Raw genomic sequence first — 15,452 nt, 5'->3', positions numbered from 1 at the left:
TTCATCCAGCCCTTAACCAACCCGTTTTGCGGGGTTGTGATAGAGGTCGGCGAACATGTCGGCCATCGCTTCCTCGCTAGGCTCTTCTTGCATTTGCACGCTGACTGCGCGGCTGACCAACTGATGACGGCGCGGCAGATGTAAATCATCCGGGATCCGCGGCCCGTCGGTCAGGTAAGCAACCGGTAACTCATGACTGATGGCCAGGCTCAACACTTCACCCAGGCTCGCCGTTTCGTCGAGTTTGGTGAGGATGCAGCCCGCCAGGCCGCAGCGTTTGTAACTATGGTACGCAGCGGTAAGAACCTGTTTCTGGCTGGTGGTTGCAAGCACCAGGTAATTTTTTGACTTGATGCCACGCCCGGCCAGGCTTTCAAGCTGCATGCGCAACGCAGGGTCACTGGCTTGCAGGCCGGCGGTATCGATCAACACCACGCGCTTGCGCAGCAGCGGGTCGAGCGCGTTGGCCAGCGACTGGCCAGGGTCGACATGGGTGACCGTCACATTGAGGATGCGGCCCAGGGTTTTGAGCTGTTCCTGGGCACCGATGCGGTAGCTGTCCATGCTCACCAGCGCGATATTCTGCGCGCCGTACTTGAGCACATAACGCGCCGCCAGCTTGGCCAGGGTGGTGGTCTTGCCCATGCCGGCAGGGCCGACCATGGCGATCACACCGCCCTCTTCCAACGGTTCGATTTCCGGGGTAACGATCATCCGCGCCAAGTGCGCCAGCAACATGCGCCAAGCCTGGCGAGGCTCTTCAATGGAGGTGGTCAGCGCCAGCAGGTCACGCGACAACGGGCCAGACAGGCCGATACGTTGCAGGCGGCGCCAGAGGTTAGCCTGTTGCGGTTTGCTGCCTTGCAACTGGTTCCACGCCAGCGAGCCAAGCTGTACTTCGAGCAGCTCGCGCAGGCCATTCAGCTCAAAGCGCATCGAATCCAGCGCGCGCTGGTCAACGGCGGCAGCCGGGGCTGGCGCAGCAGGACGCGGCGGCTCTTTGAACGTAGGCTCAACCAGCGGCTCGGCTGCGGTCAGCGGCAGGCCGGCAAACAACTGACGGTTGGTGGTGGTATCGCTGTCGCCACGCATGCTCAGCTCAGCCTGGGCCGAGACGATACGCGAGGCGGTTTTGCGCAGCTCGTCTTCGAGTTCCATGTTCGGCACGCGCGGCGCCAGCGCCTGCGGTGTGTAATCCAGGGCAGCCGTCAGCTCGACACCGCCGGCAATACGGCGGTTACCAATAATCGCGGCATCGGCGCCCAGCTCATCACGAACCAGTTTCATGGCCTGACGCATATCGGCGGCGAAAAAACGCTTAACTTGCATAACCCACTACCTCAGCCATTGGGCCCTACTGTCGCGACGATAGTCACTTGCTTATTGTCAGGAATTTCCTGATAAGCCAAAACGTGCAAATTCGGTACTGCCAAACGTCCAAACCGCGACAACATCGCCCGGACCGGGCCGGCCACCAGCAGAATCACCGGTTGGCCCTGCATCTCTTGGCGCTGTGCGGCTTCGATCAACGAACGCTGCAGCTTTTCAGCCATGCTTGGCTCCAGCAGAACGCCCTCTTCCTGGCCTTGTCCTGCCTTCTGAATACTATTGAGCAATATCTGTTCCAACCTTGGCTCCAAGGTGATAACAGGCAGCTCAGACTCAACCCCTACAATGCTTTGCACGATTGCGCGCGACAAACCGACGCGCACCGAGGCCACCAGCGCGGCGGTATCTTGACTCTTGGCCGCATTGTTGGCGATAGCCTCGGCAATGCTGCGAATGTCGCGTACCGGCACTTGTTCGGCAAGCAACGCCTGCAGCACCTTAAGCAACTGCGACAGCGACAGCACGCCCGGCACCAGTTCTTCGGCGAGTTTTGGCGACGCTTTGGCCAGCAAGCCCATTAATTGCTGGACTTCCTCGTGGCCGATCAGCTCGTGCGAGTGTTTGTACAGAATCTGGTTGAGGTGGGTAGCGACCACAGTGCTGGCGTCCACCACGGTGTAACCGAGCGATTGCGCCTGGCTGCGCTGGCTGATTTCGATCCACACCGCTTCCAAACCAAAAGCCGGATCTTTGGCGGTTATCCCGTTGAGCGTGCCGAACACTTGGCCGGGGTTGATCGCCAACTCGCGGTCGGGGTAAATCTCGGCTTCAGCGAGGATCACGCCCATCAGGGTCAGGCGGTAGGCACTCGGAGCCAGGTCGAGGTTGTCGCGGATATGCACAGTGGGCATCAAGAAGCCCAAATCCTGCGAGAGCTTCTTGCGCACACCCTTGATCCGCGCGAGCAACTGGCCGCCCTGGTTGCGGTCCACCATTGGAATCAGGCGGTAGCCGACTTCCAGGCCGATCATGTCGATCGGGGTCACGTCATCCCAGCCAAGTTCCTTGGTTTCCTGGGCGCGGGCCGGCGATGGCAGCAAGTCCTGCTGGCGGGCAACTTCTTGCTGGGCCTGAACCTTGACCTGGTTTTGCTTGCGCCAGAACAGGTAAGCACCGCCGGCCGCCATGGCCGCCATGCTCAGGAACGAGATATGCGGCATGCCCGGCACGATGCCCATGACCGCCATAATGCCCGCTGCCACAGCCAGCGCCTTAGGCGATGCGAACATCTGCCGGCTGATCTGTTTGCCCATGTCTTCGGAGCCCGAAGCACGCGTCACCATGATCGCCGCAGCTGTGGATAACAACAGTGATGGCAATTGCGCCACTAAACCGTCACCGATGGTCAGCAAGGCGTACACCTTGCCCGCATCGCCGAAGGTCATGCCGTGCTGGAAGATACCGACCGCCATACCGCCGATCAGGTTGATAAACAGAATCAGCAAGCCGGCGATGGCGTCGCCGCGCACAAACTTGCTGGCACCGTCCATGGAACCGTAGAACTCGGCTTCCTGAGCCACTTCCAGGCGGCGGGCCTTGGCTTGGTTCTGGTCGATCAGGCCGGCGTTGAGGTCAGCGTCGATGGCCATTTGTTTGCCGGGCATTGCGTCGAGGGTGAACCGCGCACTCACCTCGGAAATTCGCCCGGCGCCCTTGGTGACCACCACGAAGTTGATGATCATCAGGATCGCGAACACCACGATACCGACCACGTAGTTACCGCCGATCACCACCTCACCGAAGGCCTGGATCACCTTACCGGCGGCGGCGTGGCCGTCTTGCCCGTGGAGCATCACCACCCGCGTGGAGGCCACGTTCAGCGCCAGGCGCAGCAAGGTCGCGATCAGCAGAATGGTCGGGAATACCGCGAAATCCAGCGGCCGCAACGCGTACACGCAGACCAGCAGCACAACGACGGACAGGGCAATGTTGAAGGTAAAGAACACATCGAGCAGGAACGGCGGCATCGGCAACATCATCATTGCCAGCATCACCAGCAACAACAACGGCACACCCAAATTGCCCCGCGACAGGTCAGTCAGGGTGCCACGGGCCGTGCTGAGCATTTGAGAGCGATCTACCACCGGTATTCCTCGTGTCCCTTGAAGCAAAGTTTTGACGCCAGTTGGCGTCCTGAAGGCGTTATTGCAAGAAGCCTTCCAACTTTTGTTTCAGGCCGACGATCGTTGCCAACGTGGGAGGGGGCTTGCTCCCGATGGCGGTGTGTCAGTCGGTTATTTCGGGCCTGACACACCGCTATCGGGAGCAAGCCCCCTCCCACATTTGGAGCTGTGCGCGGGTTACCCCGGGGTATGCCGGGTCGGGCGCCGCCCGGACTGAAAAGCTGACGCCGAGCGTTCCCACGCGCAGCAAAGGAAGGCCGCCTGCGCCATGTATGTGGGAGGGGGTTTGCTCCCGATGGCGGTGTGTCAGTCGGTTATTTCGGGCCTGACACACCGCTATCGGGAGCAAGCCCCCTCCCACATTTGGAGCTGTGCGCGGGTTACCCCGGGGTATGCCGGGTCGGGCGCCGCCCGGACTGAAAAGCTGACGCCGAGCGTTCCCACGCGCAGCAAAGGAAGGCCGCCTGCGCCATGTATGTGGGAGGGGGTTTGCTCCCGATGGCGGTGTGTCAGTCGGTTATTTCGGGCCTGACACACCGCTATCGGGAGCAAGCCCCCTCCCACATTTGGAGCTGTGCGCGGGTTACCCCAGGGTATGCCGGGTCGGGCACCGCCTGGACTGAAAAGCTGACGCCGAGCGTTACCACGCGCAGCAAAGGAATGCCGCCTGCGCCGTTTGTGTGGGAGGGGGCTTGCTCCCGATGGCGGTGTGTCAGTCGGTTATTTCGGGCCTGATACACCGCTATCGGGAGCAAGCCCCCTCCCACATTTGGATGTGTGTGCAGCCGCTGCTATCGAGGAAATTTCCGACAGAGTTTTAAGGTTGTCCCTAGGAAACCCGCGCTCTAGTCTGCGCACACCGCTGAACACTCAGCGGGCGGGCTTCGCGGCCCGATTTACTACGGAACAAAAGCACCATCTCCCTTTCAGTAAGCGGTTTTTTATCGTCTACTGTGCGGCGCTATGGCGGCTGTGCGCGGGATACCTTCGGGTATGCCGGGTTCCTCGGTAACCGGTCCGCGAACCTGCGCACAGCTGCCACCTTCCATCGCGTCGCGGCGATCAGTGGCAGCTCCACTTACCGATGGAGCTTCACAATGATTAAACCCACCCCAAATCCCCCGCCCAGCGTGCTGTTCACCCTCATCGACGGCATCAGCACCGAAGACCTGCTGGTCAACCTCACCGAAACCCTGGCTTCCACCCACGCGCTGACCTGCGACTTTGCATTTGATATGCAAGCGACCCAGCGAGAAGGCGCGCTAGGCATTGCGCAGTTGATTGAGGTCGCGCGGTTGTTGGCTGAACGGCTGCTGGATGATGCTCAGCCATCGCCCGCAACAAGGTCGCGCAGCGCCTAGACTCAAAACCCGACGCCGATCGTTCCACGCGCAGCAAAGGAATGCCGCCTGCGCCATGTATGTGGGAGGGGGCTTGCTCCCGATGGCGGTGTGTCAGTCGGTTATTTCGGGCCTGACACACCGCTATCGGGAGCAAGCCCCCTCCCACATTTGCAGCTGTGCGCGGGTTACCCCAGGGTATGCCGGGTCGGGCACCGCCTGGACTGAAAAGCTGACGCCGATCGTTCCCACGCGCAGCAAAGGAATGCCGCCTGCGCCATGTATGTGGGAGGGGGCTTGCTCCCGATGGCGGTGTGTCAGTCGGTTATTTCGGGCCTGACACACCGCTATCGGGAGCAAGCCCCCTCCCACATTTGCAGCTGTGCGCGGGTTACCCCAGGGTATGCCGGGGCGGGCGCCGCCCGGACTAAAAAGCTGACGCTGAGCGTTCCGGCGGGGCTAAATGACTTTGATGTTGGACGCGAAAACGCCCTTGGGCCGATGAATCCGGGCAAACCGCACGCGCAGGCCATCTTTCAGCCGAACGCCGGCCGAGCCTTCAAGATCCACACAGACGGCATCCTCACCGCAATCCAGAGCAATCAAACCTTGCCCGGTTTTTTCGCTATAAAACTTGATCGTGCCCGTCACCGCTTCCATCACTACGTCCTCTGCATCTCTTAACAACGCGGGTGCAGTGTCTGGCGCCATGGAACCGCGGGTAGCCATTGCTGGCTACTGTGATAGTTGACAGGTAGCGCGCACTTTCAGATGAATGGCACGCTGGCAATCAGGAGTCGCGACGCAGGTCCGGCGGGATCGGCAGGTCTTTGAGCGGGTCGGGCCGCTTGCCCTTTCCTGCGCGGTACTGGCGAATTTGATAGACGTAGGCCAATACCTGCGCCACCGCCAGGTACAGGCCGGCAGGGATTTCCTGGTCGAGGTCCGTGGAGTAGAAAATCGAACGCGCCAGCTCCGGCGACTCCAGCAACAGGATGTCGTTGGCCACCGCGATTTCGCGAATTTTCAGTGCGGTAAAGTCGCTGCCCTTGGCCAGCAACATTGGCGCGCCGCCCTTCTCCGGGTCGTACTTGAGGGCCACGGCGTAGTGGGTCGGGTTGGTGATGACCACGTCCGCGTCGGGCACAGAAGCCATCATCTTGCGCTGGGACATCTCGCGCTGCAGTTGTCGAATGCGCTGTTTGACCTCAGGCCGACCTTCCTGGTCCTTGTGCTCGTCGCGCACTTCCTGCTTGGTCATCAGCAGTTTTTTGTGGCTTTCCCACAACTGGATCGGCGCATCCACCGCCGCGATCAGGATCAGCCCGGCAGACATCCACAAGGTGCTCCAGCCGACCACTTGCACGCTGTGGATGATCGCCGACTCCAGCGGTTCATGAGCAATGCGCAATAAATCGTCAATATCCGACGACAGCACCGCCAGCGCGACGAACAGAATCAGGATGAACTTGGCCAAGGCCTTGAGCAGCTCCACCAGTGCCTTGGTCGAAAACATTCGCTTAAGCCCGGCCGCCGGGTTCATGCGGCTGAACTTGGGCGCCATGCTGCCGGCAGCAAACAGCCAGCCGCCCAAGGCGACAGGGCCGATCAAGGCGGCCAGCAGCAAGGTGATGAGGATCGGCTGCACCGCCAGAATCGCGATTTTGCCTGAATGCATCAGGTAGCGGCCCATGGCGTCGGGGTTCAGCAGCACCTCGCGCGGCAAGGCAAAGTTGAGCTTCATCAGCTCCATCAAGTCCAGCGCCAGGCCGCCGCCGTAGATCAGCACAGCGCCGGCACCGGCCATCATGGTCGCAACGGTATTGAGTTCTTTAGAGCGCGCAATCTCGCCCTTTTCCCTGGAGTCCTTTTTACGTTTCTCCGTGGGGTCTTCGGTTTTGTCCTGGCCACTCTCGCTCTCGGCCATGGCTCAACGCGCCCGTGCCAAGTCACGCAAGAACTGCAAGGCGTCGGTCGCCAGCGGTTGATACTGATTGAGAATGTCGGCCATGCCGACCCAGAAAATCCCCATGCCCAACACCAGCGTCAGCGGGAAACCAATCGAGAAAATGTTCAGTTGCGGCGCCGCGCGGGTCATCACGCCAAAGGCGATGTTAACCACCAGCAGCGCGGTGATTGCCGGCAGCACCAGCAACAACGACGCACCCAGCACCCAACTCATGCGCCCGACCAGTTCCCAGAAATGATTGACCACCAGGCCCGAACCCACCGGCAAGGTGGTGAAGCTCTCGGTCAACACCTCGAACACCACCAAGTGGCCGTTCATGGCCAAGAACAGCAACGTCACCAGCATGGTCAGGAACTGCCCGATCACCGCCACCGACACGCCGTTGGTGGGGTCGACCATCGAGGCGAAGCCCATGCCCATCTGGATCGAAATGATTTGCCCGGCGATCACAAACGCCTGAAAGAACAGCGTGAGCGAGAAGCCCAGCAGCGAACCGATCAGGATTTGCTCGGCGATCAACAGCAACGCGCTGAGGTCCAGCGCATTCACCGGCGGCATCGGCGGCAGCCCGGGCACGATCACCACGGTGATGGCGACGGCGAAATACAGGCGAATACGCCGTGGCACCAGGGTGGTACCAAACACCGGCATGGTCATCAGCACGGCCGTGATGCGAAACATCGGCAGGATGAAAGAAGCCACCCAAGTACTGATCTGGGTGTCGGTCAGTGCCAGCACAGATTGCATGCGGTCAGCCGATCAACAGCGGAATACTGCCGTACAACTGCAGGATGTATTCCATGAAGGTTTGCACCAGCCATGGGCCGGCGACGATCAGGGTGACCAGCATTACCAGCAAACGCGGGAGGAAACTCAAGGTCTGTTCGTTGATCTGCGTCGCGGCCTGAAACATCGCCACCAGCAGGCCGATCAGCAGGCTCGGCACTACCAGCACGGCGACCATCACGGTGGTCAGCCACAGCGCATCACGGAACAGGTCGACAGCGACTTCTGGGGTCATGGCTCTACACTCCGCCGAAACTGCTGGCCAACGTGCCGATAATCAGCGCCCAGCCGTCCACCAGCACAAACAGCATGATCTTGAACGGCAGCGAAATAATCAGCGGCGAGAGCATCATCATGCCCATCGCCATCAGCACGCTCGCCACCACTAGGTCGATGATCAGGAACGGGATAAAGATCATGAAACCGATCTGAAACGCTGTCTTCAATTCAGAGGTCACAAACGCCGGCACCAGAATAGTCAACGGTGCCTGGTCCGGGGTGGCAATGTCGGTGCGCTTGGACAAGCGCACAAACAACTCAAGGTCGCTGGACCGGGTTTGCGACAGCATGAAGTCCTTGATCGGGCCTTGGGCCTTGTCAATCGCGTCCTGGGCGGTGAGTTTTTCCGCGAGGTAAGGCTGCAGCGCTTGCTGGTTCACCTTGTCGAACACCGGCGCCATGATGAACATCGTCAAAAACAGCGCCATGCCGGTGAGGATCTGGTTCGACGGCGTCTGTTGAAGGCCCAGGGCCTGACGCAGAATCGAGAACACGATGATGATCCGCGTAAAGCTGGTCATCAGCATCACGAACGCCGGGATAAAACTCAGCGCGGTCATGATCAGCAAAATCTGCAAGCTGACCGAATATTCCTGCGCGCCGGCGGCGTTGGTGCCCAGCGTAATCGCCGGGATCGACAACGGGTCGGCGGCAAACGCCAACGGCGCGGCCAGCAACAGCATGAGCGTCAATAAAACGCGCATTACTTCTTATCCTTCTGATCCTTGCCCAGCAACTCCATCAGGCGCTGAGCGAATTCTGGCGTGGCGGCTTCGGCCTTGGCCACTTCAACCGGCGACTTGAGCACGTGCAACGGGGTGATGCGACCGGGCGTGATGCCGAGCAGAATCTGCTCCTCGCCCACCTGAACCAGCACCAGACGATCACGCGGGCCGAGGGCACGCGAACCGATCATCTCGATCACCTGGCCGTTGCCCGGGCCAATGTTCTGTACGCGGCGCATCAACCAGGCCAGCACAAAAATCAAGCCGACCACCAGCAACAGCCCCAACACCAGTTGGGTCAGTTGCCCGCCGATGCCGCTGGTCACCACGGGCGCGGCAACGGCCGCTTGCGCGATCGGCTCAGCCGCAAGGGCGCTCAATGGCAGCGCCAGAAACAGTCCCGCCATCGAATACTTCATGTCAGCGCAACTTCTTGATGCGTTCGCTCGGGCTGATCACGTCCGTCAGGCGGATGCCGAACTTTTCGTTGACCACCACCACCTCGCCATGCGCGATCAGCGTGCCGTTAACCAGCACGTCCAGCGGCTCACCGGCCAGCCGATCAAGCTCGATCACCGAACCCTGGTTGAGCTGCAGCAGGTTGCGGATGTTGATTTCGGTGCTGCCCACTTCCATCGAGATGGATACCGGAATGTCGAGGATCACGTCCAGGTTCGGGCCGTCGAGGGTCACCGGGTCGTTGTTCTTCGGCACGCTGCCGAATTCTTCCATTTGCAGGCGGTTGCCGGCAGGCGCACTGGCGGCGTCGGCGGCCAGCAGCGCGTCAATATCGTCTTGGCCAACATCGCCGGTTTCTTCCAGGGCCGCAGCCCATTCGTCAGCCAGGGCCTGGTCTTCGGCGGAAGTGTTCTCGTGTTCGGTAGCCATTACATGTCCTCGGCGAAGCAAACATTCATAAATAGGGGTGCAGCAACAGGGGCGGCTCAGCGACGGTTAATCGGCTCCACCACTTGCAGCGCCAGGTTGCCCTTGTGGGAACCAAGCTTGACCTTGAACGACGGCACGCCGCTGGCGCGCATGATCATTTCTTGCGGCAACTCGACGGGAATAATGTCCCCCGGCTGCATGTGCAAAATGTCGCGCAAACGCAGTTGGCGACGCGCCACAGTGGCGCTCAGCGGTACGGCGACGTCCAGCAAATCTTCGCGCAGGGCCTTGACCCAACGTTCGTCCTGGTCGTCGAGGTCGGACTGGAAACCGGCGTCGAGCATCTCGCGCACGGGCTCGATCATCGAGTACGGCATGGTCACGTGCAAGTCGCCGCCGCCGCCATCGAGTTCGATGTGAAAGGTCGAGACCACAATCGCTTCGCTGGGGCCGACAATGTTGGCCATCGCCGGGTTAACTTCCGAGTTGATGTACTCGAAATTGACTTCCATGACCGCCTGCCAGGCTTCCTTCAAGTCGACGAAGGCTTGTTCCAGCACCATGCGCACCACGCGCAATTCAGTCGGGGTGAATTCGCGGCCTTCGATCTTGGCGTGACGACCGTCACCGCCAAAGAAGTTGTCCACCAGCTTGAACACCAGTTTGGCATCGAGGATGAACAACGCGGTACCGCGCAGCGGCTTGATCTTGACCAGGTTGAGGCTGGTGGGCACGTACAGCGAGTGCACGTATTCGCCGAACTTCATCACCTGCACGCCGCCCACCGCCACGTCCGCCGAACGGCGCAGCATGTTGAACATGCTGATACGGGTGTAGCGGGCGAAACGCTCGTTGATCATTTCCAGGGTCGGCATGCGTCCACGGACGATGCGATCCTGGCTGGTGAGGTCATAACTTTTGACGCTGCCGGGCTCGGCAGCCAGTTCGGTCTGTACCAGACCATCGTCGACGCCATGCAACAGCGCGTCGATTTCATCCTGGGACAGCAGGTCTTGCACGGCCATGTCGTGATCCTACTGCAATACGAAGTTAGTGAAGAGCGCCTGCTCGACCACGACTTTGCCAAGCTCTTTCTGAGCCACTTCCTGCACGCTGGCAGTGACCTTTTGGCGCAGCATTTCCTGGCCTACAGGGGAAGCGAGGCTGTCGAAGCTCTGCCCGGAGAACAGCATCACGAGGTTATTGCGGATCACCGGCATGTGCACCTTGAGGGCATCCAGGTCCGCCTGGTTACGCGCCAGCAAGGTGATGCTCACCTGCAAATAGCGTGTACGACCATTTTGATTGAAGTTGGCGACAAAGGCCGGAAGCATCGGCTCGAAGATTGCCGGTTGCTTGACGTTACCGGTAGTTTCGGCAACGGGCACTGGTTTGCTGGCATTGTTGTGCATGATGTACCAGGTACCGCCCACCGACGCGCCGATGGCCAGGAGCAGGCCCAGCACAATCAACAGGATAAGCTTGAGCTTGCCCTTGCTTGCGGGGGGTGTTGCTGCGTCTTCGCTCTTCGCCATGCCAATAATCCGTCACTATTCTGGAATTCATAGATCTACGGAAAGGCAAGAGCAAGTGTTATGCCAGAGTTGTCCGGCAGCGCGGGCAGCACACACCAAATGTGCGAGGGGGCTTGCTCCCGATGGCGGTGCATCCGTCAATTATAAGTCGACTGACCCACTGCTATCGGGAGCAAGCCCCCTCCCACATTCAGAGCCTTGCAAGGCTGGAGTCAGGCATAGTAGTCGACAGCACTGGAGCCGATCAGCGTAGACGTTACCGGCGCAACGGCCGCCGCCACTTCAGCCACATCACCTGCATCGCCGCCGTCACCCCGCCCGCCACTGCTATTGACGCCGCGAGCCTGGTTCTGCTGTTGTTGCTCCTGGCCCTGGCCCTGCCAACCACGCGACTGGTCGGACACGTTAACGTCGACCTGCCCCATGCCCTGCTGGGCAAACATCTCGCGCAGGCGGCCCGACTGGCTTTCCAGCGCCTCACGCACCACCGCGTGGCCGCTCATGAACGTGACCTGCGCTTGCTGGTCTGCCGTCATGTTGACCTTGATGTCCAGGCGGCCCAGCTCTGCCGGCTGCAACTGGATCTCTGCCGACTTGAGGTTGGCGCTGGACAAGTACATCACGCGGTTGACCACTTCTTCCGACCAGCCGCTCTGGTGCATGGCCAATGGCGCGTTGGCCACAGGCGGCAAGGCATTCGCAGTTTTCGGCGTGGCAGCCTGTGTCAGCGCGGCCAGGCGGTTGGCGAAATCATCGATGCGCGTGTCGCTGCTGGCGTCTTTGAGGTCCTTGAGGCCGCCTTCGATCAAACCACTGAAGGCTTTATCGCCGCCCTGGTCAGTGCTGTCTTTGGCTTGCTGGTCGACCAGCATAGTCGCCAGGCCGTTGGCAAAATTCTGCGCGGCAGTCGGCTGATCCAGGGTCGTCGGCGGCGCGGTTTTCGCCGCAGTTTGGCTGCTGGCCGAGACGTGGCCGCCCTGCTCCATCGCCAGGCGCACGGCAGGCATCGCATCCAACGGGTCGGCCGCCGGGTCGAACGCCGGCACCTTGGCTTGATCGGTCGCCGCAACCGGCGCAGTGGCGGCCGGTTGGGCCTTGTCGTCAGCAGTGGCCGCAGCCGCTGCTGGCGGTGGCGCGGCAACCGGCACAGCCACCGGTGTGACCGTGGCAATTAAAGCCGGGTCCAGCACCGGGTCAACCGCCGGTTGTTGTGCCAGGGACGGATCGGCAGGTGCGTCCTCGTCACTGCTGGCGCTGTCGTCGGGGTCGGCTGGCGGCGTGGCAGGCAAGGGATTGCCGCTATCGGCAACCGCTGGCGTGCTGGCGGCAGGTGTGTTGCTGCCCGCCGCTGGCTTGGCGCTGGCGTCGGAGGGCTTATCGCGCGTCGGTTTGGCGGCGCTGTCGTCGGCCTTTACCGTCGGTTTCGAGCCTTGGCTGGCGAACACTTGGGCGAAGCCTGAGGCCTTGTCGCGCGGGTCTGCCGTCGCTGCCGCGGGGGTGGCTGCGGGCGCTTGAGGCTTGGCCGCGGGGGCAGCCTGAAGAAGCGAATTCGGGGCGACTGGCATAGGTAAAGGTCTCCACTGCATGGGGATCGGGGATGCAGTCACTGGAGCTATAGCAAGAGTCGGGCCAGGTGACTGGCGTGGTGCGCGCGGGGCTGTTTAGCGTCAAAGCACAAAGCGCTGCCGCTCGTGCTCGTACAGCGGCCGCACGAGCGCGAATTCCTGATCGATCTCGTCCACCAGTTCACCCAGGTCAACGCGGGCAGGTTCAGCCGAGCCGTCTTCGAGACGCCGGCAAAGCTCCGCCAGGCGCACCGCACCGAGGTTGCCGCTACTGCCTTTAAAGCTGTGCGCAATCCGCCCCAACGCCTTGGCATCATCGCGCGCCCGGCGCAACGCCTCGACACGTTTTGCGGAGTCGTCAAGGAAGGTATCGAGCAACTTCGGATACTCGCTCTCCATCACTTCCTGCAAACCTGACAACACATCAGGGTCCAGATGAATCTCAGCCACTTGCTCGCTCCTTGATCAAGAATCAGCGGATTATGCCAGAGCCCCCCAGCAAAACTCCACGCACACACAACGCCCACCCTGCGACCAGCGTACATCGCTGCTCAATTGACGCACCAGGCTCAAGCCTCGACCAGACAAACGGTCGACATCCAGCGGCCGTGCCAGCACGTGTTCCACGTCAAAGCCGGCGCCGCTGTCTTCGATGCTCAGCGTCATTTTGCCGCCCATGTCGGTCGGCACCACGTGCACGTGCACACGAATATAACCGCTGCTCAAGTGCGCGAGCCGCTCATTGCGCTGGCGGTAATAGTCGGCAAACCCTTGGGCATCACACTTGAGCTGCGAATCCAACCCCAGCACGCCGTGCTCCAGCGCGTTGGAATACAGCTCGGCCATCACACTGTAAAGCGCCCCGCTCTGCTCACGCAGGCCGTGGATTTCGAGCAACAGTTGCAGCAAGTACGGCAGCGGGTTGTACGTTTTAAGCGTGTGCGCGCGAAATTCAAAACTCACCGACCAGTCCAGCGGGCACGACTGGCCACTGTCGGCATACACAGGCTCGACCGCACGCAATGGCGGGTCGGGCTGCAAGGTGATCTCGACCATGCTGACGTCATCACGCGCTTCACCGCGAAACGCGGCCAAGGCCAGTTCGATGTCTTCGAACAGGTGCTCGGGATCGCGGTTGGCGGCAAATACCTGCTGCAAACGCTCGGCGCCAAACAACTGGTCATTCGCGTCGGCGGTGTCCAGCACGCCATCAGAGAGCAAAAATACCCGGTCGCCGAGGGCCATGGGCCAGACTTCCGTGCTGTCATTAAACGCGTCCGCCGACAGCACGCCCAGCGGCAGATGCCGCGACATCAACGGCGTGCGTTTACCCGTCGCGACGTCGTGCACATAACCTTCGGGCATGCCGCCGTTCCACACTTCCAGCGCCCTGCGCTGGGTACTCAGGCACAACAGGGTGGCGCAGCAGAACATGTCCACCGGCAAGATGCGCTTGAGCTTGGCGTTCATCTCCCGAAGGGTTTGCGCCAGGCCGTAGCCCTTGGCCGTCATGCCGTAGAACACTTCGGCCAGCGGCATGGCACCCACCGCCGCTGGCAGGCCATGCCCGGTGAAATCGCCGAGCAGCACGTGCATGTCACCCGACGGTGTGTACGCCGCCAACAACAGGTCGCCGTTGAACAGCGCGTAAGGCGATTGCAGGTAACGAATATTCGGCGCCGCGTTGATGCACCCCGAATGCGCGACCTTGTCGAACACGGCCTTGGCCACCCGCTGCTCATGCAACAGGTAATCGTGGTGCTTGGCGATCAGGTCACGCTGCTGCAATACCGTCGCTTGCAAACGGCGCAGGCGGTCCATGGCGTTGATCTTCGCAGCCAAAATCAGCGGGTTATACGGTTTGGGCAGAAAGTCATCGCCGCCGGCATCCAGGCACTGCGCCAGGGCCGCGCTCTCGCGCAGCGAGGTTAGAAAGATGATCGGCACCAGCGTCTCACCCGCCAGGTGCTTGATTCGACGCGCAGCTTCAAAGCCGTCCATCACCGGCATCAGCGCGTCCATCAACACCAATTGCGGACGCTCGCGGGCAAACAGCTCTACGGCTTGCGCGCCGTGGGTGGCGGTGAGCACCTGATGGCCCTGACGCCGGATGATCGTCGACAGCAACAGCAAATCAGCGGCGCTGTCTTCGGCGATCAGGATCGTCAGTGGTTCAAGGACGGGGGCCAGGGTGCTCAACTGATGTCGAACAATTTATCGAAATTGGAGATGCCGAGGATCTTGCGCACGTCGGGGTTGCTGTTGACTACCATGACTTCGGCTTTGTCGCCGCCGGCGTAATCACGCAACAGCAGGAGCATGCCCAATGCCGAGCTGTCCATGTAGGTGGTTTCCTTCAAGTCGACCACATACAGCTCGGGCGCCTTGTAGAAACGCTCGTAGGCATCACGAAATGTATGGTGGCTGCCAAAGTCGAACCTCCCCTTGACCACTATCGTCAACTTCTTCCCATCCGGGGATACTTCTGACTCAACTGACATACGACTGCTTCCTTGTCATTGGCAATGTGCAACAAGGTGTAGCAGGTGATGCGTAAGTGAGCAACATTCCGCATCAAATGCGGGAGGCTCTACTGGGTCTTTGATGTGGCGCTGTGGCGCGGGAAGCGGGCTTGGGGGTGTTCTTTGGGTTTTCGTGCATATCCGTTGTTTGGGTGATGGCTTGTATCGGTTTCGCTCTTACAGCGAGTCACTTTTGAAAAGCGCAAAAGTAACCAAAACGCTCTTGCCCCACCACTCGGTGCCTCGCTGTGGCTCGGCATGCCCGCACACAGGCTTGAATCCGTGGGCCGCCGCGATGGGCCATCCTTGGCCCAGCGCGGCTAACCCGGCG

General features: G+C 60.9%; 16 protein-coding genes. 1 reads left to right on the top strand and 15 read right to left on the bottom strand.

Annotated elements, in window-relative coordinates; genetic code table 11:
• Positions 1 to 12: 12 nt before the first annotated feature.
• Both flhF and flhA read right to left on the bottom strand, forming a co-directional pair.
• On the bottom strand, positions 13 to 1,329 hold the full coding sequence (flhF, locus tag AO240_RS22125) for a flagellar biosynthesis protein FlhF (protein WP_058413176.1): 1,317 nt from the start codon (positions 1,327 to 1,329) through the stop codon (positions 13 to 15).
• An 11-nt stretch (positions 1,330 to 1,340) separates the two neighbouring features.
• A complete protein-coding gene (gene flhA, locus AO240_RS22120; protein WP_099239245.1) occupies positions 1,341 to 3,455 on the bottom strand; it encodes a flagellar biosynthesis protein FlhA in 2,115 nt (704 codons plus the stop codon).
• A 1,154-nt stretch (positions 3,456 to 4,609) separates the two neighbouring features.
• Between flhA and AO240_RS22115 the strand changes: the two genes are divergently transcribed.
• Positions 4,610 to 4,873, top strand: coding sequence for a DUF6124 family protein (locus AO240_RS22115; protein ID WP_099239243.1), 264 nt, complete (start codon positions 4,610 to 4,612; stop codon positions 4,871 to 4,873).
• Positions 4,874 to 5,311: 438 nt separating this feature from the next.
• On the opposite strand, the gene AO240_RS22110 is transcribed toward AO240_RS22115, so the two are convergent.
• The 13 genes from AO240_RS22110 to AO240_RS22050 form a co-directional block, all read right to left on the bottom strand.
• Positions 5,312 to 5,512 carry a cold-shock protein gene (locus tag AO240_RS22110; protein ID WP_099239241.1) on the bottom strand — a complete coding sequence of 67 codons (201 nt, stop codon included), beginning with the start codon at positions 5,510 to 5,512 and terminating at the stop codon, positions 5,312 to 5,314.
• A gap of 130 nt (positions 5,513 to 5,642) precedes the next feature.
• Positions 5,643 to 6,779, bottom strand: a complete 1,137-nt coding sequence (gene flhB, locus AO240_RS22105; protein WP_099239239.1) for a flagellar biosynthesis protein FlhB — start codon at positions 6,777 to 6,779, stop codon at positions 5,643 to 5,645.
• A gap of 3 nt (positions 6,780 to 6,782) precedes the next feature.
• Complete coding sequence (gene fliR / locus AO240_RS22100; protein WP_099239237.1) at positions 6,783 to 7,568, bottom strand: flagellar biosynthetic protein FliR; 786 nt, start codon at positions 7,566 to 7,568, stop codon at positions 6,783 to 6,785.
• A gap of 4 nt (positions 7,569 to 7,572) precedes the next feature.
• Entirely contained in the window at positions 7,573 to 7,842 is a 270-nt protein-coding gene (locus tag AO240_RS22095; RefSeq protein ID WP_099239235.1) for a flagellar biosynthetic protein FliQ, read from the bottom strand.
• Between the two features lie 4 nt (positions 7,843 to 7,846).
• On the bottom strand, positions 7,847 to 8,590 hold the full coding sequence (gene fliP / locus AO240_RS22090; RefSeq protein ID WP_058413183.1) for a flagellar type III secretion system pore protein FliP: 744 nt from the start codon (positions 8,588 to 8,590) through the stop codon (positions 7,847 to 7,849).
• Entirely contained in the window at positions 8,590 to 9,030 is a 441-nt protein-coding gene (gene fliO, locus AO240_RS22085) for a flagellar biosynthetic protein FliO (protein WP_099239234.1), read from the bottom strand. Before fliO ends, fliP begins: the two co-directional genes overlap by 1 nt.
• Position 9,031: 1 nt before the next feature.
• Complete coding sequence (fliN, locus tag AO240_RS22080) at positions 9,032 to 9,499, bottom strand: flagellar motor switch protein FliN (RefSeq protein WP_058413185.1); 468 nt, start codon at positions 9,497 to 9,499, stop codon at positions 9,032 to 9,034.
• Positions 9,500 to 9,555: 56 nt separating this feature from the next.
• Complete coding sequence (fliM, locus tag AO240_RS22075) at positions 9,556 to 10,524, bottom strand: flagellar motor switch protein FliM (protein ID WP_058413186.1); 969 nt, start codon at positions 10,522 to 10,524, stop codon at positions 9,556 to 9,558.
• Positions 10,525 to 10,533: 9 nt separating this feature from the next.
• Positions 10,534 to 11,034 carry a flagellar basal body-associated protein FliL gene (gene fliL, locus AO240_RS22070; RefSeq protein ID WP_099239232.1) on the bottom strand — a complete coding sequence of 167 codons (501 nt, stop codon included), beginning with the start codon at positions 11,032 to 11,034 and terminating at the stop codon, positions 10,534 to 10,536.
• A 212-nt stretch (positions 11,035 to 11,246) separates the two neighbouring features.
• Entirely contained in the window at positions 11,247 to 12,599 is a 1,353-nt protein-coding gene (locus tag AO240_RS22065; protein WP_099239230.1) for a flagellar hook-length control protein FliK, read from the bottom strand.
• Between the two features lie 102 nt (positions 12,600 to 12,701).
• The gene (locus AO240_RS22060; RefSeq protein WP_099239228.1) at positions 12,702 to 13,049 is read right to left on the bottom strand and encodes an Hpt domain-containing protein; all 348 of its coding nucleotides are present in this window, start codon (positions 13,047 to 13,049) and stop codon (positions 12,702 to 12,704) included.
• 30 nt (positions 13,050 to 13,079) lie between these two features.
• A complete protein-coding gene (locus AO240_RS22055; RefSeq protein ID WP_099239226.1) occupies positions 13,080 to 14,798 on the bottom strand; it encodes a fused response regulator/phosphatase in 1,719 nt (572 codons plus the stop codon).
• Complete coding sequence (locus AO240_RS22050) at positions 14,795 to 15,100, bottom strand: STAS domain-containing protein (RefSeq protein WP_058413191.1); 306 nt, start codon at positions 15,098 to 15,100, stop codon at positions 14,795 to 14,797. Before AO240_RS22050 ends, AO240_RS22055 begins: the two co-directional genes overlap by 4 nt.
• Positions 15,101 to 15,452: the final 352 nt, after the last annotated feature.

It is taken from the genome of Pseudomonas sp. ICMP 460, from assembly GCF_002723595.1.
Taxonomy (GTDB): Bacteria; Pseudomonadota; Gammaproteobacteria; order Pseudomonadales; family Pseudomonadaceae; genus Aquipseudomonas; species Aquipseudomonas kitaguniensis.
The sequence above is the reverse complement of the archived record's forward strand: the minus strand, read 5'-3'. Positions and strand labels throughout refer to the sequence as shown.